The 20841-nt window shown below is 44.2% G+C and carries 19 protein-coding genes; all 19 read right to left on the bottom strand.

Going from position 1 to position 20841, the window contains the following annotated elements:
• A complete protein-coding gene (locus tag NQ564_RS06220) occupies positions 1–2205 on the bottom strand; it encodes a Kelch repeat-containing protein (RefSeq protein WP_021862689.1) in 2205 nt (734 codons plus the stop codon).
• Between the two features lie 12 nt (positions 2206–2217).
• The gene (locus NQ564_RS06215) at positions 2218–3165 is read right to left on the bottom strand and encodes a hypothetical protein (protein WP_039848123.1); all 948 of its coding nucleotides are present in this window, start codon (positions 3163–3165) and stop codon (positions 2218–2220) included.
• A gap of 7 nt (positions 3166–3172) precedes the next feature.
• On the bottom strand, positions 3173–5005 hold the full coding sequence (locus tag NQ564_RS06210) for a serine/threonine-protein kinase (protein WP_008148050.1): 1833 nt from the start codon (positions 5003–5005) through the stop codon (positions 3173–3175).
• 45 nt (positions 5006–5050) lie between these two features.
• Positions 5051–5854: a PP2C family protein-serine/threonine phosphatase gene (locus tag NQ564_RS06205; protein ID WP_008148052.1), complete on the bottom strand. Its 804-nt coding sequence runs from the start codon at positions 5852–5854 to the stop codon at positions 5051–5053.
• Between the two features lie 14 nt (positions 5855–5868).
• The gene (locus NQ564_RS06200; protein WP_008148054.1) at positions 5869–6384 is read right to left on the bottom strand and encodes an FHA domain-containing protein; all 516 of its coding nucleotides are present in this window, start codon (positions 6382–6384) and stop codon (positions 5869–5871) included.
• Positions 6381–6620 (bottom strand): hypothetical protein, encoded by a 240-nt coding sequence (locus NQ564_RS06195; RefSeq protein ID WP_008148056.1) that lies wholly within the window; start codon positions 6618–6620, stop codon positions 6381–6383. Before NQ564_RS06195 ends, NQ564_RS06200 begins: the two co-directional genes overlap by 4 nt.
• 134 nt (positions 6621–6754) lie before the next feature.
• Positions 6755–7408: an FHA domain-containing protein gene (locus NQ564_RS06190; RefSeq protein ID WP_008148058.1), complete on the bottom strand. Its 654-nt coding sequence runs from the start codon at positions 7406–7408 to the stop codon at positions 6755–6757.
• Positions 7405–7797 (bottom strand): LytTR family DNA-binding domain-containing protein, encoded by a 393-nt coding sequence (locus NQ564_RS06185; RefSeq protein ID WP_008148059.1) that lies wholly within the window; start codon positions 7795–7797, stop codon positions 7405–7407. Before NQ564_RS06185 ends, NQ564_RS06190 begins: the two co-directional genes overlap by 4 nt.
• A gap of 217 nt (positions 7798–8014) precedes the next feature.
• Complete coding sequence (gene ppdK / locus NQ564_RS06180; protein ID WP_087375653.1) at positions 8015–10735, bottom strand: pyruvate, phosphate dikinase; 2721 nt, start codon at positions 10733–10735, stop codon at positions 8015–8017.
• Between the two features lie 269 nt (positions 10736–11004).
• On the bottom strand, positions 11005–13065 hold the full coding sequence (locus tag NQ564_RS06175; RefSeq protein WP_008157823.1) for an acetate--CoA ligase family protein: 2061 nt from the start codon (positions 13063–13065) through the stop codon (positions 11005–11007).
• 79 nt (positions 13066–13144) lie between these two features.
• Positions 13145–13918, bottom strand: coding sequence for a hydrogenase nickel incorporation protein HypB (gene hypB / locus NQ564_RS06170; RefSeq protein WP_008157824.1), 774 nt, complete (start codon positions 13916–13918; stop codon positions 13145–13147).
• A 232-nt stretch (positions 13919–14150) separates the two neighbouring features.
• Positions 14151–14876: a toxin-antitoxin system YwqK family antitoxin gene (locus tag NQ564_RS06165; protein WP_008148070.1), complete on the bottom strand. Its 726-nt coding sequence runs from the start codon at positions 14874–14876 to the stop codon at positions 14151–14153.
• Positions 14877–14946: 70 nt separating this feature from the next.
• Positions 14947–15819 (bottom strand): hypothetical protein, encoded by an 873-nt coding sequence (locus tag NQ564_RS06160; RefSeq protein ID WP_008148071.1) that lies wholly within the window; start codon positions 15817–15819, stop codon positions 14947–14949.
• Between the two features lie 35 nt (positions 15820–15854).
• Positions 15855–16283 carry a hypothetical protein gene (locus tag NQ564_RS06155; protein WP_008148072.1) on the bottom strand — a complete coding sequence of 143 codons (429 nt, stop codon included), beginning with the start codon at positions 16281–16283 and terminating at the stop codon, positions 15855–15857.
• An 86-nt stretch (positions 16284–16369) separates the two neighbouring features.
• Complete coding sequence (locus NQ564_RS06150; protein WP_008153420.1) at positions 16370–16825, bottom strand: macro domain-containing protein; 456 nt, start codon at positions 16823–16825, stop codon at positions 16370–16372.
• A 173-nt stretch (positions 16826–16998) separates the two neighbouring features.
• Positions 16999–18366, bottom strand: coding sequence for a MobV family relaxase (mobV, locus tag NQ564_RS06145; protein ID WP_227963231.1), 1368 nt, complete (start codon positions 18364–18366; stop codon positions 16999–17001).
• 394 nt (positions 18367–18760) lie between these two features.
• The gene (locus NQ564_RS06140; protein ID WP_157632038.1) at positions 18761–18955 is read right to left on the bottom strand and encodes a hypothetical protein; all 195 of its coding nucleotides are present in this window, start codon (positions 18953–18955) and stop codon (positions 18761–18763) included.
• Positions 18943–19335: a hypothetical protein gene (locus tag NQ564_RS06135; protein WP_008148077.1), complete on the bottom strand. Its 393-nt coding sequence runs from the start codon at positions 19333–19335 to the stop codon at positions 18943–18945. The genes NQ564_RS06140 and NQ564_RS06135 overlap by 13 nt, the downstream gene beginning before the upstream one ends.
• 21 nt (positions 19336–19356) lie before the next feature.
• On the bottom strand, positions 19357–20589 hold the full coding sequence (locus NQ564_RS06130; protein WP_227963230.1) for a site-specific integrase: 1233 nt from the start codon (positions 20587–20589) through the stop codon (positions 19357–19359).
• Positions 20590–20841: the final 252 nt, after the last annotated feature.

Raw genomic sequence — 20841 nt, 5'->3', positions numbered from 1 at the left:
TCAATTATCCCATATTGGATTATATACAGTGAATTTATTCTTTTGATAGATATCTTGCCCTAAAATATAGATCGATCCATCCAGCATGAACATGTGATAATTTTTCATACGAATCCATAACGAGCGTGAAGTCCATTGTGCTGTAGTCAAATTGTATTCCCAAATTTTTCCGTCGTTGTCAATCATAAAGAAGCTCTTTTTCTGTTCATCATAAACACCAGAAGAAATAACACCGAGCTGTGCAGGTATAGAGGGAATCGGCTCCCATTTCGTCAAGCTATCCGAAGAGACGTAGAAGCCGTTACGAATACCGCTACTTTTTTCTCCTAAACCAGCATATACTTTATCTTCTACAACAAATGCGACGCCTCCTCTTTGGTTTGCTTCGTTCACTTTAGCAATTGTAGTCCATTCTCCACTATTTTGAGTTGAAAGATCATAACGTACTATTTCATTCATATTGCTACTATTGTCAGTTCCACCAAAAACGTACAAGGAATCACGATACACAAAACAGACAGAGTTAAATCGTCCCTTCGGCAACGAAGGGAATTCGAATAACCAACTATTATTTTCAGATGTATACACTTGACATTCTATTCCTGCTTGTTTGTCAAGTCCTCCAATGACATAGGCTCTATTATTGTAGACGGTTGCAGCCATGTGCGAATAGGCGACACTGCATCCTTGTTGGGATTTCCATTCATTTGTTTCCACATTATAACTAAAGAGTTCGTTACTGCGTTTATCTCCTAAATCCCCACCAACGATATAGGCTTGTCCGTTTAGCACAAAGCTTGCCGAATATTGACGGTCTTCACCTGTGTATATGCTCTTTTCCGTAAAGATGTCAGGCGTCTTGAATGTTTGTGTCTGGCCATATCCGACAAAGCTATGTTCATTTACAGCGTAAGCTCTTACATAATAATTTGTAGCCCCTTTTAATGTCGATAAAGCATATGTGAAAATCGAGTCTTCTACAGCAACATGATTATCCTTGATACTCGGTTCCTTATTACTTGAAGACCAACAAATTCCCCACTCTGTGGCAGCACTGCTTCCGCCATTCTGCAACTCCCCGCCAATGTGAACTGTTCCGTCGCTTTTGATCGAATCAGGGGTGATGGGGAATGTTATAATATTCGGCTTCTCGCTTTTTGTCGAAATCGTAATTTCTTCTTCACTATATACTGTACCGAAGTCATTTATGGCATAGGCCCTTGCATAATATTTTTTGGCCGATTCCAAGCCCCGGATCCTTCCTGTAAATTTACCATCATCTGCAAGATTCGTACAAGTGATTGTATCGGCTTCTATCGTCGGCCTTTCTTCTACACTCCAGCAAAAACCATAGGCACTGACAGATGCATCCCCTTCATTAATCAAGAATGCTGACAGATCGGCAGTGGTGAAAGTCGTACTATCTTTTATCAGGCTCAACTTACCAACCAAAGGTTTGCCATCCGTAGTCCTAAAAGAATCTACATTAAAGGCGAACTCGCCAAACTGATTTTGGGCAAAAGCACGGACATAATACCAAGTTTCCGGCTCCAGATTCGTAATCTGGCAGGAGAAAGTATCGACAGTCGCCAAATCACTCCCTTCGTATGTGATAATTGAATCTTGATCCGAAGGTTCAATATCTCCGGCTTGTTCCTTTTTCTTGTAGTAGAAGCCTAATTTCTCAATACCTACCCCCCTGTTCTTGACTTTTCCTTTCACCCAGGTGGAAGTTGCTTTTACTGTTGCACTATCCACATCCAGAGTTGCAACTTCTCCAATACCATTTATTGTCGTATACGCCCCCTCTGTTTTTGAAAATGCAGTATCTACATCATTAATAGCATAGGCATATACATAATATTTTGTACTATCTTCCAAATTGGACATAGTAGCTGTAAAATTATGGTTTTCTATTTTATCAGCTTTTGTATATCGCTTGTTACGCATGTTATCAAGCGGTTCCGTCCCCTTCTGTGTACTCCAACAAACCCCACATTCTTTTATTGGCAAACCGTTTTCTTTCATTATTTGAGCCTTTAATGTGATCGAAGAAGCACATGCCTCTCCTTCCATTGAAGTCTCGGAAACTTCCGGTGCCTTTGCATTCTGCAAACGCGTATCCATATCCGGATCTTCCACACATCCGGAAAGTATCCATAAAAATGAAACAACTGATAAAAAGATTGAGTATATATATTTCATAAATAATTTTTGTTAGAAAAACAGGCCGACACCGGCATTCAAATCAACATATTTAAAATTCAACGTATTGCACCCTGCACTTACAAACACAGGACCGAACTTGACCATTACATCTAAATCGGCTGCTAACCCGCTATAAGAATAATCTAAATTCTTCGCCCAATAGGATTTTTCTATTTTATAATCCGAATTGTCGATTGTGATATATTCGCATAATAATTCCCGACTGCCATATCCCAAACCTACAGACGTATATAACCAGGATGTACATTTTACAACCAAACCAGCCGTACCGGCATAGCTATTTACCTTCTTCTTGTTCGTGAAATGAAACGGATTATCGGGAGCAGAGCCGACAAACTCATCTGTTCCCCGGCATTCCCCGTCATACTCATTAAAGCCTAGATTGGTTTTAAAGCGCAGGAACCAACCCAAGCGAGATTTCACGCCTCCCACTGTCAAACCATAAGGAGCTTCCATGGAGTAGGCATAACCAACAAAGAACTTCATCGGTTCTTTAGGCTTGTCCGGCTTTATTGGGTTGACAGAAGGATAGAAAACAGGCTCTACCGGTTTGCGAAATGCTTCCAAACGATCTTGCCAGGATTTAGCCAACGTTTCATTTTTGGAAGTTCCTATCCCCTCGGTATAATAGATTATCAACTGTGAAATAGCTGTTGTATCCTCATTATTGGCCATCAGTTCTAGGCAAGCCCGACACTTGTTCATCAGACTATGCATTGATGGACGCATCCGCTGATTGGCTAACCAAATCGATGTGAGTTGTTCGATACTGTAAGGATCGCATTGCACGACACCTTCTTCATACCACATCCTTGCATCGCTATAGTCCAGGCGTTTCATCGCCTCGTCACCTTTTCTGTTATATTCTGTTTTTTGTTGGGCCAGCAAACACATCGGCAACACAACAAAAAAAATCAAAATCCAAAGTCTTTTCATAAACACGTTAATAATACGTTGATCCTTCATTTACCAATACGCCATCGGCATTATAGATATCGAACAAACCATCTTTACGTTCGAAAGCACGCCCATTTTCAGCAATCCCGACATTACGGTATTTACATGGTATACGCTCATTCGCCTCCGAATCGATCGCCCCGTATAACATGGTCGATTTCTTTCGTACAATTGTAAAGTTCCCGAAAGTCTTCTTCACCTCATATTGAGCTTTCCTGTCGGCCAGAAGTTTGGCTGCTTCCTTTTCGTCACAAGAAATTAAAAGGCGTACGACCTCTTCCGTCAACTTGGTTTCTTTCGCTTTCGTGAAATCTTTCTTTGCGTTCGTAAAGTCCGCTTTTCTCATCTTCTCCTTGCCGGAAGCTATTAAAGCAGCATATTCCGCATCAATCTCTTCAGCAGTAGGCTGTACTGGCTGTATTGTTATTTTATTCTTTTCAGCTGGGACCTGCTTTGTTTCCGGTTGTTTCCGGGGTTCATCAACAACAACAGGCGTAACCTTTTCAGGCAGTCGGGGTATTGCTGTCTCTGTTTTTTTATCCTCCTCACCAAGCATAGATTCTTCAATTTTCATCTCTGAAACAGTGGTGTCTTGAGGAATGCTCACTGAATCTTTCTCCTCTCCGACCGGACTAATCAATTCCGTCACACTCGGTTTTGTAGAGACTTTGTTCCCCTGCACCAGAAAAGCAACGGCAGATCCTACGCAGGCAAATATAGTAATAACCACGGATATCAGCACCCCTTTTCTTTTTTTCTTACGGGGCTGGGAAATAATTTCTTCGCTGTTTACAATCGTACGATCTTCGTCATCCTCATTCTGAAGCGATTGTTCATTTGGATGTATAACCGTTGTCTCATCATCTTCTGCTTCCAGCCCGTCTGTATTATGCAATTTATTTGCAGGTGTTTCTTCTTCCGCAGGAAAATCTAATGCAGCCATCATTTCATCTACTGTTTGGAAACGATCGGCCGGAATGATTTGCATTGCCTTGATTATGGCGGCTTCTGTCTTAGGAGATATATCTTTGTTCAGTTCCGACGGCTTCTGCAAAGGACGTGTTGCCCGCAAAATAGATTCGGTCGGAATCTTTCCTGTCAAAAGGTTATACATGGTAGCACCGAGCGAATAGATGTCCGGACAGGGTGAAAAACTTTGTGTCCCTTCGTTATCGTATTGTTCGATCGAAGCAAATCCTTTTGACAAGGTAAGCATGGTCGTACTTGTTTCCTGTTGCTCGATATCATATCGCTTGCTTACGCCGAAATCGATCAGACGCGCTTTCCCTGACGAGTCGATTAGAATATTGCTGGGTTTGATATCCAAATGAAGAATATTCTTTTCGTGTACAAACTGGAGTGCTTCTCCAATCTGCCGAACATACCTGAGAACTTTCGGTTCCGGCAATATGCCTTCCCTGTCCATCATATATTTGAGTGAACAACCGGAAATATATTCCATAGCAATATAAGCCGTGTCGTTTTCTTCGAAAACTTCCAGCACATTCACTATATGGGGATGATGGACTTCAGAAAGTATCTTGGCTTCTTTGATAAGTTTCTCCTTGAATTTATCGAACAAAACTTTTCCAGTCTCGGAATGCACCTTGACAGCAAATGATTCTGTTTCCCTGTAACAATAGTCTTTAAAGAAATATTCTTTTATACAAATAGGCACCTCTGTTTGCACAGTTCCTAACGAGCCCTTCACTTCTGTATACCAGACGCCTTTGTATGTTATACCAAAGCCGCCCTGACCAATTACATGAGTGATCCGATATTTTCCATTCTGAAGAACATGTCCGTTTGGCAAATTCATAACTATACTATGCGCAATTCTATTAATCTGCCAAAATTACGTTATTTATATAAAAGAATAAAGGAAAGAAAGAATATTTTGCTTAATTCCTGTGGAATCTAACACATTTTGTATAGGTATGATATAAAAAGAAAAGTTATCGCGTGTTTTCCCGCTACAAGCGGACATGATTGCATTTTTAATCTCTTCCGGACCGCTTGAATGTTCAAATATATCAGAAAGTTCCTCATTATTAAGACGTTCGAGTACACCATCCGAACACATGAACAAATAATCACCAGCCTTGATATCGTTCAAAAGCACGACATCGGTCTCTGTCGGGCGGTCCGTCCCTTGAATGGCCCGTATGATCACATTCCGCTGCGGGTGGTGTACAGCCTCTTCGCGGGTGATTTTCCCTAATTTCACTAACGAATTGACAAGTGAATGATCTTCAGTCTGGAACAAGATTTCTCCCTTTCGGAAATGGTAAATCCGACTGTCCCCCACATGCGCCAAAGTTATGCCGGTAGTGCCTATAAAGGTCATGGTCAAAGTGGTAGCCATTCCTTTGGCTTCCGGATGAATTGCCACATAGTCGTCAAAACGTGCTTCGGTATAACGAATTGCTTTATTTATAAAAGCTACGCTCGGCTCACCTTCACGAAAAGTAGAGAAAAAAGTCTGGAAAGACTCGCAAGCTAACGAACTTGCAACCTCTCCTTTTTCAGCCCCCCCGACACCATCACATACCAAAAATAAGTTTTGATTGGAATTTGCCGTTTCCGGCGGAGGAAAAATGGAATCTTCGTTATTCAATCTGCCTCCTTTTTCGCTGACTGCCCAGGGTTTGCCGATCGTTATATTCATAGCATAGACTATTTTTATTCATTAAACCGGAGAACTGTGCGACCGATAATAATTTCATCATTATTATTGAGTACGACAATCTCTCCATTCTCTAAGTAATTGCTATTATATAACGTATGATTTTTACTATTATTGTCAGAAAGATAATGTTTATAGCCTCCTTTGGCATCTTTTTTTACCTCGATCCGGATATGTTCCCGACTCATTGATTTATCAGCTGTTATAATACCGATCGTAGCAGTAGAGGCATTGGATTTTCGTCCGATAATATAGACACCTTCCTGAAGGGGGAAAGTTTGCTCCGGCGTATCAGCATTTGCAATTACAGAGAGACGTCCGGTTGTCATACGAAGAGGTTGTATCAGAACCGTTTCCGATTCAGATGCGGTACTCCCTTTCTCCATAGACAGCAAAGAGACAGGAATCGGTTGTTTGCACTTCGGGCATTTGAAAGAGGTGATATCGAGGGGAATTTTCCCCTCGTCTACCTTTAACCCAACATGGCAATGTGGACATTTAACGGAAATCATAAGATAAACGATATATCAGATCCGTCAATATCGGTTGAATATGTATCCAGCATATCTGCGTCGGACAACATAATAGTGTCATCAGATAATGTAATAAAATCAGAAGCATCAATACTTTCGTCAATCATTACAGCATCCGACAAGTCGTTTCCCCCGTCCACATCCACGATAACAGCGTCGGTCAGCATTGCGTCGTCGCTGTCTAAAGTCACGAATGTGTAATCCTCTTCTTGCATAAAATGTTATAATTAAATTTTCTGGAAACAAAAGTAGAGAAAGAGGCTGACATCCAAGCACAAAATAGTTCCTTATAATCAAATGTTTGGGTTTACTGTACGAAAGTATTACTTTTAGTATATGAAACGGAATCCTACTCGCTCACCCATTTAGCTTTACAAGAAGACATCGGGCATTGTTTTCTATTGCGCAATGATTCCCAGGGTATTTCACCTAAAAACGTTCCGCACTTGGGACAAACATAGTCGATTTTGAATTGATTGGTCAGATCTTGCAGCAACTGTGGGATCTTGGCTGACTGTTTCGCACCCAGATAGATACCGACTGTCGGGGCACAGATCGTGATAAACAGACTCAGCCCAAACAATTCCGGACTTCCTTTCCCCAAAAAACCGATCACAACCCCCACTACACCGGGAAGAGCAAACGGAAGAGATTGAAATAATCTGGTTTTAAATTGGTTAGACGATTGTATCTTAACTTTTGCTTGAATGTAATCATCGTATATTTGCTTCAACGCTGCAAACTCTTCGCTGTAATCATTGTTGGACTTCAAGGCTTCGGAGATATTTAACACATAATGATCTCCCAGCCTGATCTTATCGCTGGGAGTAACATGTTTCTTAATGATCTGGGCACCATTGACAAATGTTCCGTTTGTCGACCCCAAATCTTCAAGTAGCCAACATCCCCCCTCTTCACGGATCAGCTTTGCATGATACCGGCTTACATGAGGGTCGTTTACTACAAAATCATTATCGCTTGCTTTTCCAATCCTGATGATCATTCCGTAACAACTTTTGGTTCTTCAGGTTTCCGCATTTCCTTTTCGAGTGTTTCTTTCAGAATCTTCAACGGATCTTTGGATATTACCAATTCCTTCGGCTTTCCGTCTTGCATGAGCAACAGCAGCTTCTGTTTCGGAAGGTTTATTTGCAGGATATGGTTTTTATTGATGATATGGCTTTTACCCACACGCATCAAAATTGCATTACTGCCGGCTACCTGCGTTTCCAACAATTCTTCTATTTTCCCGATATTTATGGCAAACGTGAATTGGATACCATTGGACAATAACAGCTTAGTATAGTTTCTGTCTGCTTCAAAATAGAGGATCTGCCCTATTTTAATACGCAATAATTCATCTCTCGTCTTAATTATTAAATACCGCTCCATACGTAGATATTGTTTATTCGTTCATCATCAGAAGACAAATGTACACTATTTTGTGATTCTCCGGCAAGTTTCCAGCAAATTATTTCAGTAAAACAACCATAGCTCTTGCATAAAACAAGAGTTCCATGCCAATGAAACAAGAGTTTCATAAGCACGGAACTTCAATTTCATACTAATGAAACTATATTCTCATGCCAGTCTTTATTTTACTTCCTTATCAGTCTTCTATTGCAGCCTGTGCCGCCGCGATACGTGCGATCGGAACGCGGAACGGTGAACAGGATACATAGTTCAGTCCTACTTTATGGCAGAACTTCACAGAGGAAGGTTCACCACCATGTTCGCCACAGATACCACATTTCAGGTCCGGACGGATGGCACGGCCCTTTTCGGTAGCCATACGAACCAATTGCCCCACTCCATTCTGATCGAGAACCTGGAACGGATCGACTTTCAGAATCTTCTTTTCCAAGTAAACCGGCAGGAAAGAAGCGATATCATCGCGCGAATAACCGAAGGTCATCTGTGTCAAGTCATTTGTTCCGAACGAAAAGAACTCGGCAGAAGAAGCGATACGGTCTGCAGTCAGTGCGGCACGCGGAATTTCTATCATTGTACCAACCTTGAAGTCGATACTGTCTCCCATTTCCTCGAACAATTGTGCGGCTGCTTTACGGATTACTTTTTCCTGTTCCTTGAATTCGTATAAGATACCTGTCAGCGGAACCATAATTTCAGGTTTAGCTTCGATACCTTCTTTCTTCAGCTCGAGAGCGGCTCCCAAAATGGCACGTGTCTGCATTTCTGTGATTTCAGGATATGTATTACCCAAGCGGCAACCACGGTGTCCTAACATCGGGTTATGTTCGCAAAGTGATTCTACGCGTTTCTGAATTTCTTTAACCGATACGCCCATTGCTTCCGCCATTTCTTCCTGACCTTTCAGATCATGAGGAACGAATTCGTGCAAAGGAGGATCGAGCAGACGCACGGTTACCGGACAACCTGCCATTGCCTTGAAAATACCTTTGAAGTCATCCTTTTGGTAAGGAAGGATCTTTGCCAGTGCATTCTTACGTCCTTCTGCATCTTCCGCCAGGATCATTTCACGCATAGCTTTAATCTTTTCACCTTCGAAGAACATATGTTCCGTGCGGCACAAACCAATACCTACGGCACCAAAACTACGTGCAATCGTAGCATCGTGCGGAGTATCGGCATTCGTACGAACCTGTAATTTCGTATATTTATCTGCCAAAGTCATCAATTCGGCAAAATCACCAGACAGTTCGGCAGCCTTCGTCTCTACCTTTCCGACATAAACTGTACCAGTCGTACCGTTGATAGAAATATAGTCGCCCTCTTTCAGTTTGACGCCATCAACCTCGACTGTCTTATTCTTATAATCGATTTCCAAAGCACCGGCACCGGATACGCAGCATTTACCCATACCGCGTGCAACAACGGCAGCGTGCGAAGTCATACCGCCACGAGCAGTCAGGATACCTTCGGCAACAGCCATACCAGCCAGATCCTCAGGGGATGTTTCAATACGGACCATTACGATCTTCTTTCCGTCAGCATGCCATTTTGCTGCATCATCGGCGAAGAACACGATCTGTCCCGTTGCCGCTCCCGGAGATGCCGGCAATCCTTTCACCCAAACTTTCGCCTGTTTTTCGGCCACCTTGTCGAATACCGGGTGAAGCAGCTCGTCCAGTTTATTCGGTTCGATACGTTTCAATGCCGTCTTCTCGTCAATCATACCCTGATGCAACAAATCGATTGCAATTTTAACCATTGCAGCACCGGTACGCTTTCCGTTACGGGTTTGCAGGAACCACAGTTTTCCTTCCTGTACGGTGAATTCCATATCCTGCATATCATGATAATGGTTTTCCAGCTTTGTTTGCAGTTCGTCCAGTTGTTTATAGATTTCCGGCATGGCTTCTTCCATTGAAGGATATTTGGCGACGCGGTCTTCTTCTGAAATACCGGCACGTTCCGCCCAACGCTGCGAACCAATCTTCGTGATCTGTTGTGGTGTACGGATACCAGCCACCACGTCTTCGCCTTGTGCGTTGATCAAGTATTCACCATTGAAGAGATCTTCTCCGTTACCGGCATCACGAGAGAAACATACACCGGTAGCGGAAGTATCCCCCATATTACCGAACACCATAGCCTGCACACTGACAGCCGTACCCCATTCGGCAGGAATCCCTTCCATCTTACGATAGAGGATGGCACGTTCGTTCATCCAGCTGTCAAACACAGCACAGATGGCGCCCCAAAGTTGTTCATAAGCGGAAGTTGGGAAATCTTTACCTGTCTGAGCCTTGACAGCTGCTTTAAATTTAGCGACCAGAACCTTCAGATCTTCCACATCCAGCTCATTATCCAGCTTAACACCTTTCGCTTCCTTGACTTCTTCGATGATTGCTTCAAACGGATCGATATCTTCCTTGTTGGTCGGTTTCATACCCAATACGACGTCTCCGTACATCTGTACGAAACGGCGATATGAATCCCATGCAAACCGGGGATTGTTCGTCTTACGGCTCAACCCTTCCACCACTTCATCGTTCAAACCTAAGTTCAGGATCGTGTCCATCATACCCGGCATAGACGCACGGGCACCGGAACGAACGGATACCAACAATGGATTGGCCACATCTCCAAACTTTGAATTCATCAACGTCTCGATATTGGCAATTGCCTTTTCGACATCTGATTTCAACAGTTCAACCACTTTGTCTTTTCCTAAATCATAGTATTCGGAACATACTTCTGTGGTAATAGTGAATCCCGGAGGAACCGGAACACCAATCAGATTCATTTCGGCAAGGTTAGCACCCTTACCACCCAGCAGATTTCTCATATCCGCTTTACCTTCGGCTTTTCCATTTCCGAATGTGTAAACTCTTTTTCTTTCCATATTCGACAGTATTTAATTTTAGATTTTAGTTTTGCTATCTCCAGATTGCAATGCTGCAAATATATGTTATTTAAAGATCGCATTCACATGTATGGTTAAATAATTTTAGATGTTTTACAACTATTTTTTACCATCCATATTCGGTAAATAACTACATTTGCGTGCGGGAATTTTTAAAGCCTAAAAAGAAATGTCCTGTATTCCGAAAGTTTTTTATAGGACTTTCGGAATACAGGACATTTAATATCAGAGAATTATCCAAGATTTAATCACTTTTCAATTCGTATACGTGCATCTACGGCGAACAGTCCTCGTTCGGTCGCGACAAGAGGATTGATGTCCATTTCCTTAATTTCGGATGCAAAACGGAGTAGTGTGGACAGGCGGACTATGATATCCGCATATTGCTGTTCATCCACTCCCCGCTGGCCACGTGTTCCCTTTATAATAGGATAACCGCGCAAGGAACGGATCATGGAATAAGTTTCGTCATACGACAGAGGCGACAGACCGTAAGAGACGTCTTTCAGCACTTCGACGAAAATACCTCCCAGACCGCAAAGCACGACATGGCCGAAACGGTCTTCATACTTAGCCCCCAAGAACAACTCCTGCCCTTTCAACATCGGTTGTACCATGACGGCCGTCACATCAGGTAGACGCATCATCCGTTCATATTCGAAAATCAGATGTTCCTCACTGCGGATATTCAAAGCGACACCTCCCATATCGCTTTTATGTATAGGACCGACAACCTTGGCTACAACCGGGAACTTAACTTTCTTGGCAAAAGCGACCAGTTCGTCACGGTCGGTCGACGTAAACTCTTCTACTAACGGTATCTGGGCCGCTTTCAACAAAGTACGAACTTCTTCGGGATTCAAATAACCGCTGCCCGGCAACCGGTCGATAATACGGCGGACTTCGGGAACATCGACACCATACAATTGGATATCCGTACTCATAGGCTTCGGCGTATTGAGCACCCGCGAGAGAGCTGTTCCTAATGTCACTTCATCCGAAAAGTTCACATGTCCTTTCTTTACGAAGCTTTTCACTTCCGGACCCGCCGTTACGATGGATGGCAATACCGGGAAAATCGGTTTCTTGCATTCCTCCATTTTCTTATGGAGCACTTCATAAGTATCGTATAGTTTTACCAATCCCGGACTGCCGAAGATAACCATCATCAGGTCGATATCTTCAAAACGGTTTTCACAAAAATCGATAGCGGTAGCCAGATGTTCGGGAGTGCCTGTACCGATGATATCTATCGGATTGCCGACAGCAGCTCCCGGATATAGTTTGGATTTCAATTCTGCGGCAAGCGGACCGTCCAGCTTGGGTACGTTCAGCCGTCCCTTTTCCAGCGCATCCGCCAACATTACGGCTGGACCTCCGGCATGCGTGATAATCGCGCAGTTCTTGCCTCTCACTTCTTTCAGGGTAAAGATACTGGCAACGGTCGTCAATTCTTCACGGCTGAAACAACGCACGATACCAGCTTTGCGGAACAGGGCTTCCACTGCCGAATCCGAGCTGGCAATCGCTCCTGTATGGGAAGATGCAGCCCGTTTACCGACATCCGTACTACCCGCCTTTATGGCTGCGATATGACACCCCTTGCGAATCAGGGAAGAAGCATGATACAAGAGCTTATCCGGATTTTTGATCTGCTCGATATAAAGCATCTTTATTTTGGAGTCAAGGACCGGGTCGAAGTTGCGGTCCATGTATTCGATCACCTCTTCCACACCGATCTGCTTGGAGTTGCCGACAGACCAGACCGAAGAGAAACGAAGTCCTTTTGTCAATGCCGATTCGATAATGAAAAGAGCCGTACCACCTGAACTGGAAACGAAATCGACCCCGTCTGTATGAAATTCGGGAATCGGCTGGGTAAAGACACCATGATAGTTCATATTCATCAAACCGATGCAATTCGGACCGATCAATGAAGCACCGGCTTCGTTAATACTCTTCAGCATCTGTTCTTCTAGGATTGCTCCTTCATGCGTTTCCTCTCCGAAACCGGCCGAAATGACAATGAACGCCTTTACATTTTTCTGTTTGGCAAGCACATCCACCGCTTCCGGACAAGCCGGACCGGGAATAGAGATGATTGCCAGTTCCGTTTCTGGAATATCATGCACCGAATGATAGGATTTCAGGCCCTGCACATCGTCTTCTTTGGCATTTACGACATATAGTTCGCCTTTATACTTTCCGTCCAGCAGATTACGGACCAAACGGCCACCCGGTTTATGTACATTATTGGATCCTCCCACCACTACGATGCTCTGAGGATTAATTAATTCTCGGTTAATCATGACATTTTGATTAATTTGGTTCAATGAATGGGAACAAATATAGTTTATTTCTCCGTTTATCCATCAAATCCAGGGTAAATTATTTACATTTTGCACACTCTTCCACCAGCCAATCGCACCAGGCATCCATTCCCGTGCCTTTTGTCGCAGACACTTCGAATATTTGCAAGTGATGGTTTATCTTCAAAGCATTATTCCGCAACGTCTCCACATCAGTGTCCAGATAAGGTGCCAGATCGATTTTGTTGATCACACAGATGTCCGCCTCCAAGAAGATATGAGGATATTTCAGCGGCTTGTCATCCCCTTCGGTGGTACTGACGATAACGACTTTCTTCGCTTCTCCCAAATCGAACATGGCAGGACAAACAAGATTACCGACATTTTCCACAAACAGGATGGAGCCGTCGGATGGATTCAGATGCTTGACAGCATGATTCACCATATCGGCCTCCAGATGACAACCGGTTCCGGTATTGACCTGGAAAACGGGTACATTAAGGGCGGCAATACGGTCGGCATCGTTCGAGGTCTGCTGGTCTCCTTCAATGACACAGATTTGCGAGGGCAATCTGCGAACCACACCGGAGCTCAACCGACGTATCGTTTCTTCCAACAGCGTCGTCTTACCGGAGCCTGGCGAACTCATTAGATTCAGGCAGAAAATATGTTTCGCCTCGAAATAGCCTCTGTTACGTTCGGCCAACAAATTGTTACGCTGGAGAATATCCTGTTCCAACGTTATTACTTTTCCTTCATCGTGATGATGATGGTGTTCATGTCCGTGCTCGTGTTCATGGTCATGATGATGATCGTGATGATGATGCTCTCCGCATCCGCAAGTTCCACACATAAGCGTTTGTTTTTTATTTTAGATTTTTATCGGTTTGACTTAACCGATTGAAGAATAAACTTTTAGCGAATTATTTGAGAAATAGAGGTAACGATTTAGCAACCGTGCGAATTTCAGCGTTTTGCGTTGCTATGCTGTCAAATAACTCTTTCAGTTGCAAATATAATATCTTTTTCCGAAAGTATGAATTATCGGTGGTAATTTTATAGAATCAACTTGCAAAAAAAGAAAATCATTCATCCCATTCACGGGTTGTGTCATCGGTAGCGTTGTACTGCTTCCAGCGTCCCGATTTCTCGCCGTCGGTATATTGTCCCTCAATGGTTATATAGGGTTTGCCGTCCTCTGTCGATTCCACACGATAAGAGCCGTCAAGTTTTCCATTACGGTAGTGTCGTGTAGTCCTGCTGCGAAGTGTGCGCCCATCCTCGAAGATTTCCCATTCCTCACCCTCTTTTTTGCCGTCTATATAATGGGATTCAAAAATCTGCTCACCCGTCTTGCTGTCAAAACGGCGTTCACGTCCGTTTTCCGCACTCTGCCTATACTCCTTTTCGGTTTCTATTTTGCCGTTACGGAAATAGGTTTTTACCGTTCCGTCTATCTTGCCTTGCTGCATGGGTGTTTCCTTTCGGGGAGTAACGCCGTCTTGGTAATACTCCGTGAATGTACCGTTACGCTTGCCTTTGGCATATATGCCCGATTCACGCAGTACCCCATCACGATAGCGGCGATAATCGCCGTCTATTATGCCATCGGAAAGTTTAACACGCTCCTCGTCAAGCCCTCGTATAATACGATATTCTCCCTGCAATGGATGTTTGCTGCCTTTTTCATAATAGACCGTGCGCCGTGCGTTATCCGTTAGTATCTGCAAATCATTCCATTCCATTATTTGTTGTGCGGAAACCGTGCCGCACAACAATAAAAAGAGGTATAGTGTTAAGATTCTATTCATTGTGTTTTAGTTTTTCGGGGTTGATAATGGTGTTGTGAATAACTGTCTTTTTAAGCTGTTTATTCATTTGTTAGCTATCTTCCCATTTCATTAAAATTAGTTCCAAATCGCTTTTCAAGAGGTTGCAATCATATTCGATTTTCTTTTTCTGCAATTTATCAGAAACATATTGTATATAATACAAGAAATCATTTATGATTATTTTCTTCTGCTCCAACAACGGTAATTCACCGAATTTACGACTAAAATGACATTCGACCTTTATATGATACACTCCGTTTTGATTTACCAAACGCCCCCATCTATGCTTAGGACGAATATAATATTTACCATTAAATCCTTCTGGTACTTCATTTTGAGAATGAAAGTATTCATACCTGACAGATTCATTTTCGTCATCGTGATGACTGAAAAACATTGAAATGCCAAGATAAGAAAAGCTATCGCCATATTCTTCCGGTCGAAGTTCATGTACGACCAAATCTTTTAGTCTATCAAGACTTTCATAGAACGGTTGAACTGATTTTTGATAGTTCCCTGACTTCTGCCACCGAATAGGTGATTTGGGCAATAAATTTCGTTGTGACTGAAATTTATAACCAGTATAATAGGTTTTATCACTACCATTTTCCAAAACATAGGAATCTTTTAATTTACTCCATCCTTGCTCATCCTTAATTTCAAAATATTGGTTCATCAATGAAGTATAGAAACTACCATTTATCCAGCGTTGAGCTTTCGCTTCCAAAGGTTCTCTATCTCCCCAGCCAATAATTTTTAGAGCCTCACATACTCTCACAAGTTCATTCCATTCTTTAATGTTTGCGTAATGGTATAACTTATCAAATTGGCTAAATAGCCAATTTCTGGCTATTTCCTGTTCTTGTTTACTTAAATAAACAGACAGTTCATCAAGACTCTCTATGTTGTAAATTTCAATCATTTCCTTAATAGCTAATGCGTTTCAGCTAACAGCATTTAGCTGTTAAGGTGATTGTTACCAATGTTTTGTTTGGGGAAATAATATAAGCTATCAACTTTGTTTTCCTCAAAATACAGCTCTATATTTCCAGTTCTAATAGAACCATTCTTTGTGATATTATTCTTTAATTTGCCTTTTACATCATCTATATATTGTCCAAAAATGAATATATCGTCAACAAATTCAATATTGATATTCTGCTTCTCTCTTTTCTTGTTAAATTCTTCAACCATAATATATTGACATATATTATTTTCTTTATCAAAAGAGAACTCTATTTTATATCCCGATGAGAAAGCCGCCATAAGATAATGTTGCTTAGTTTCACACAAATCATCAGATATGTTTTTGACAACTTCAATACTTGTCAATTCTTCAGCTATATCTTTTCCAGAAAGTAAGTCCGATGTCTTGATCCTATACATAGCTTATTTTATTTTCGTTATTCTAAATTGGTAATGTTCAGCGGATAATCGACCTTTGGGGAGATTGATTCGCTTGTTATCTGCCTTTATTCGTTTTGATAAGTTTCAACTACATACAAATCAATATTAGGATAATCGTTTGAAACTTTATCCAAAACGGCTTTCACATCATCCCATTTCAATCCTCCTAATCCTGCACCGATTGCAGGCAAAGCTATTGCCGTTACATTACTGCGAGTAGCACAATCAAGCATTTTTGTTAATGACTTTTCGATATACTCTATTTTAGCCCGTGTTCTCCACGTCGCTTGTGTGCCAAGATTATATACATGCCCATTGCCATAATTATAATCGAATACATCACCGGGACAAAACTCTTTATCTTTACATAGCTTTTTATATTCAAGATACATATCGGGATATTTGTCCTTAAATTGTACGGCAATGCCTTTACCCATAGCACCGGCACAATTACAACCGTGAGCATAATTTCTCACACCTTCAATACGAAATATGTCGCCTTTCTCAATATACCTAATCATAATATTTTCTTTTTTATTGTTAATTCATTCCGGCAGATAACGTTATGCTAACAGCGGAATCGACTGTTATTTTCCTTAAAAGTATATCACTTTGCGAACAAATATAAAAAAAGTGCGGTACACCACGAACGGCGCACCGCACTTTTTTCGGCAAATCGGGCAGGATTTAACATTTATAGCTTCATCCCCCTGCCTTTCTTTTGCGGCTGTATGGGGCGGTGTATGCTCTGCCTTAGCTTGTCGAACTGCTCCTTGAACCACTCGGCAATGGGCTTTCGGTCGATGGCAAGAACCAGTTTCGTCCCGTCCGTGGGGTCTTTCACCACTTGAATCCCAGCCTTTTCGGTCTTGAATTTCCGTCCGTGTTCCTCCGAGTAGAGTTCTCCTGCATACTCCAACGGCTTTCCCTTGACGAGCGTCGCCGTCTGCCCGTCGCTGAACCCGACAAGGCGGCAGAGGTTTTCGATACGGAGCATTTCACGGAAATAGGGAAACCATGCCGCCGCCCTTGCGATTACCGTTTTCAGAAACGATATTTCCTGCTTGTGTTTCGCTTCCTTGTCCGCTATCTCCCTGCGGTGCTTCTGCTGTACCTCCGCCATTTGTCTGCTGTGGTCTGCCTGCATGGTCTGTATTCTATCTTGCAGGGCTTCGATGGCTTCCCCGTGGGTGGCTACCTCCCTACGCAGGGCGGTATTCTCCCTCTCCAGCGTCTTGACCTTGTTACTGCCGAAAAGAGAACCGACGCTCTCGGCGATGTTGGCGGCTGCGGTCGTGGCTGCCCCTTTCAGCTTCTCGGTCTGTATCTCTTTTTTCGTCCGTCTTAGTTCCTCCTGCGCCGTTTCTTTCTGCCGCTGCAAATCCACGACCTCCGCTTTGAGGCTGTCGGCGAGTTTCTTCGTTTCATTGTAATATTGCTGCGTGGACTTGTGCCGTGCCTTTGAACCGTCTATGCCTCTTTGCAACCCGTATTTCGCCATCGCTTCGGCATAGGTGTCTTGGTAGGATTTCAGCCTTAGCCGTGTCATAATATCGTCTGCGCACAGCCTTACGGTGTCGGTCGGCTTCTTGCGGTATCGCTTCTTCGTCTGCTCTTCCCTTTTCCTGCGTTTGCGCTCTCCCTTGACGATGGGGACAAGCGTAACGTGTATGTGGGGCGTTTCCTCGTCCCGATGCAGGTGCGCCGCCACGATGTTCTCCTTTCCGAACGTGTCGGCGAAGTATTTCATATTGTCGGCGCACCACTCGTCCAAACGCCCCTCCCTTTCGATGCGTTCCATGTCCTCGTGCGTTCCCGACACGTTGATGCGGATTGCCCGTACTTGGTTGTTTCCGATTTTGCGTGTCAGCCCAGCTTCTTCTAATCTTCTCTGAATAGCCGCCGAACGGTCTTTAATTCCGTCGGGGTAAGCAACGAGTTTTCGGTTCAGGTGCGTGCGTGTGGGGTCTGCGTTCTTCGGGATGATGAAACGCTCGATGTGGGCGGTCGTTCCGCTGTCGGAACCGTGCGCCTTTTCCATGTGCAATACTACGAAACCCATATATTTTTCCTTTCTTTTTTAGCTTGTGAAACAATGATTCTTTGTATCTTCGGGGGCGGCAAAGAGCCGTCCCCGATGGGGTGTGCAGAGGGGCTTGCCCCTTGCCTTATTGGGGAATTTTCAGCGATACGGAGTATTGCGGCTCGGAAAATTCCCTAATAAGCTACGGTATTTTCTTCGTAAATACCCTGCGGCGTGTCGGCGGTCTTTCTGTGGTGGCTCTCCCTGCCGCCTGCTTACCCGTATAACCCCACCTTATTATTTTTCCCTTTCGGTCGGTGGTGGGTGGCGGGGCGGTCGTTTCCGTTTTCAAAGGCTTTCCCTGCACGGGGCGGTCGGATGCAAGGTTTAGGGGAAGAATACTACCCGAAGCATGAGGGTGGAGATTGTTCCCCTAACGGCGTAGCCGCCCGACCTTGCAGCCGACGGAAAGCCCCGTGCTTGCTTCGCCTTTGTAAACGGGAATGACTGCTCCGCTTTCCTGCGGTCGGGAAACAGCCCCTTTCCGTCCGTGTGACGGTATGACCGTATGAATGTATGACCGTATTACGGACTGATACCCCGACCGACAGACCGTTACGCCATCCATCGGCGGCTCGGCTCGGTGTCGGCAACGACAGACACGATAACCGTCGTTTTTTCTTTTCGCCCGTTCATAATCCTATCTAATAATAGCTTGCGGACTTTCGCCGCCCCGAACGATTCGATGCGGAAAGCGAGGGCGGCTATCGTTTCGAGGTCGTAAACCTCTATGCTGCTTCTGTCCGATAGGCGGACAAGGCGTTCGATGCCGTACTCTTTCAATACTCCGCTCTTGCAGAATGCCTTTATCCCTGCCCGAACCGTCGGGGCGATAACCCCGAACAATTCGCAGATTTCCCACTCGGTCATGGCGGTTGCGCCTATGTCGGTCGGCAGGGAGATATTGCCGTATTCATCTATCGTGATGATGTTTCTTTCTTCTTTCATCGGTATGCTGTTTTAAGGTGACTAAATGGCTCGGCAGATATTCTTCTCCATTTCCTCCAGCTTGTGCGACAAGGTTTCCATGTCTTGGCTTATTTTCTGGGCGGTGATTTTGGCGTATATCTGCGTGGTCTTGATGTTCGTGTGCCCCAATAGGCGGCTCACGGTTTCGATGGGTACGCCGTGCGACAGAAGCACGGTCGTGGCGTTCGTGTGGCGTGCCACATGATAGGTCAAGCGCACCTTGAAACCGCATTGTCTGCCTATCTCTTTGAGTATCTTGTTGCAACTGCCGTTGCTCGGAACGGGAAAAACATGACCGTCCCTTGCAAGTCCCTTGTATTTCTCGATGATACGCTTGGGAACGTCCAACAGACGGATATTCGATTCGGTATTGGTTTTCTTCCGTCGGGTGATTATCCATAGGTTGCCGTCGAAGAATGTTTGCAGGCGGTCGGCGGTGAGGTTCTTCACGTCCGAATACGCCAAACCCGTGAACACGGAAAAGACGAACAAGTCCCGTACGAGTTCATGGTAGGTGTTCTTCATCGGTGCGTCCATGAGCGTCTGTATCTCCTTTTGGGTAAGGTAGCCCCTATCGACGCTTTCGGGCGAGTTGATGTACCCTGCAAAGGGATTGAACGGCAGACGCCCATCGTTCCTCGCTATGGAAACGATGTGCTTCAGCACAATCATGTAGCCCCACACGGTATTGGTGCGGCATTTCTTCTCCGTGCGCAGGAAATACTCGAAGTCGTTGATGAATGTGAGGTTCAACTCTTTTAGGGGAATATCCTCACGCTTGTAGGTATGGGGCATAAACTCCCGAATGTGGTTGCAGACCGTCTGATAGCGTCGGAATGTCCCCTGCGCCCTGCTGTGCCCGACCTTCTTGGCGAACTCGGCGTTGTGCTGCTCGAAAAGTTTCAGCAAGGTTTCCTGCTTGACGCCGATACCGAGATAGGCATCTTTGAGCTTGGCGGCGGTAACATACCCGTCCGTCTGCATCAGTTCTTGATAGCGGCGGTTTACCTCCACACGGATTTTATCCACCGCAAGGTTGATTCTCTGCGCTTCGACGCTCTTGCCCGAAGCACGACCCGTCTTCACGTCCCACAACCGCAGGGGAATGTCCATCTTGCAACTGAACTGTTTAATCTCTCCGTCCACCGTAAGGCGGCACATCAGAGGCAGGTTGCCGTTAGGCTTCTCGCTGCCTTTCTTCACGTAAAATAAGACCTTGAATGTACTTCGCATAACTCACTCCTTTTTTTGGTTACAAAATTAGTTTATAGTGAGTTACCGACAGCTATGCAAAATTACGCAAATCGCAGAAAAAGAACCTCTTAGCAAGAAATCTGCACCCATTACGGGGGTAATGAGGTGGTAACTGAACTTCTGCACCGTTTGGCTTCGAGGTGGCATTCCGTTGGCTCTGCCCAATAGAAAAACAAAGCGTAACGAACGCTATTTCAGCTAATTCGCTACGCTTTGCTCAAATTTGCAAAT

The sequence above is a fragment of the Parabacteroides johnsonii DSM 18315 genome, from assembly GCF_025151045.1.
GTDB lineage: Bacteria > Bacteroidota > Bacteroidia > Bacteroidales > Tannerellaceae > Parabacteroides > Parabacteroides johnsonii.
This window is presented reverse-complemented; position numbering and strand designations above follow the sequence as displayed.

Bases quoted from the DNA above. Each gene is read 5' to 3' on its own strand.
- NQ564_RS06220 (WP_021862689.1), bottom strand. From the start codon at position 2,205: ATGAAATATATATACTCAATCTTTTTATCAGTTGTTTCATTTTTATGG.
- NQ564_RS06215 (WP_039848123.1), bottom strand. From the start codon at position 3,165: ATGAAAAGACTTTGGATTTTGATTTTTTTTGTTGTGTTGCCGATGTGT.
- NQ564_RS06210 (WP_008148050.1), bottom strand. From the start codon at position 5,005: ATGAATTTGCCAAACGGACATGTTCTTCAGAATGGAAAATATCGGATC.
- NQ564_RS06205 (WP_008148052.1), bottom strand. From the start codon at position 5,854: ATGAATATAACGATCGGCAAACCCTGGGCAGTCAGCGAAAAAGGAGGC.
- NQ564_RS06200 (WP_008148054.1), bottom strand. From the start codon at position 6,384: ATGATTTCCGTTAAATGTCCACATTGCCATGTTGGGTTAAAGGTAGAC.
- NQ564_RS06195 (WP_008148056.1), bottom strand. From the start codon at position 6,620: ATGCAAGAAGAGGATTACACATTCGTGACTTTAGACAGCGACGACGCA.
- NQ564_RS06190 (WP_008148058.1), bottom strand. From the start codon at position 7,408: ATGATCATCAGGATTGGAAAAGCAAGCGATAATGATTTTGTAGTAAAC.
- NQ564_RS06185 (WP_008148059.1), bottom strand. From the start codon at position 7,797: ATGGAGCGGTATTTAATAATTAAGACGAGAGATGAATTATTGCGTATT.
- ppdK (WP_087375653.1), bottom strand. From the start codon at position 10,735: ATGGAAAGAAAAAGAGTTTACACATTCGGAAATGGAAAAGCCGAAGGT.
- NQ564_RS06175 (WP_008157823.1), bottom strand. From the start codon at position 13,065: ATGATTAACCGAGAATTAATTAATCCTCAGAGCATCGTAGTGGTGGGA.
- hypB (WP_008157824.1), bottom strand. From the start codon at position 13,918: ATGTGTGGAACTTGCGGATGCGGAGAGCATCATCATCACGATCATCAT.
- NQ564_RS06165 (WP_008148070.1), bottom strand. From the start codon at position 14,876: ATGAATAGAATCTTAACACTATACCTCTTTTTATTGTTGTGCGGCACG.
- NQ564_RS06160 (WP_008148071.1), bottom strand. From the start codon at position 15,819: ATGATTGAAATTTACAACATAGAGAGTCTTGATGAACTGTCTGTTTAT.
- NQ564_RS06155 (WP_008148072.1), bottom strand. From the start codon at position 16,283: ATGTATAGGATCAAGACATCGGACTTACTTTCTGGAAAAGATATAGCT.
- NQ564_RS06150 (WP_008153420.1), bottom strand. From the start codon at position 16,825: ATGATTAGGTATATTGAGAAAGGCGACATATTTCGTATTGAAGGTGTG.
- mobV (WP_227963231.1), bottom strand. From the start codon at position 18,366: ATGGGTTTCGTAGTATTGCACATGGAAAAGGCGCACGGTTCCGACAGC.
- NQ564_RS06140 (WP_157632038.1), bottom strand. From the start codon at position 18,955: ATGGATGGCGTAACGGTCTGTCGGTCGGGGTATCAGTCCGTAATACGG.
- NQ564_RS06135 (WP_008148077.1), bottom strand. From the start codon at position 19,335: ATGAAAGAAGAAAGAAACATCATCACGATAGATGAATACGGCAATATC.
- NQ564_RS06130 (WP_227963230.1), bottom strand. From the start codon at position 20,589: ATGCGAAGTACATTCAAGGTCTTATTTTACGTGAAGAAAGGCAGCGAG.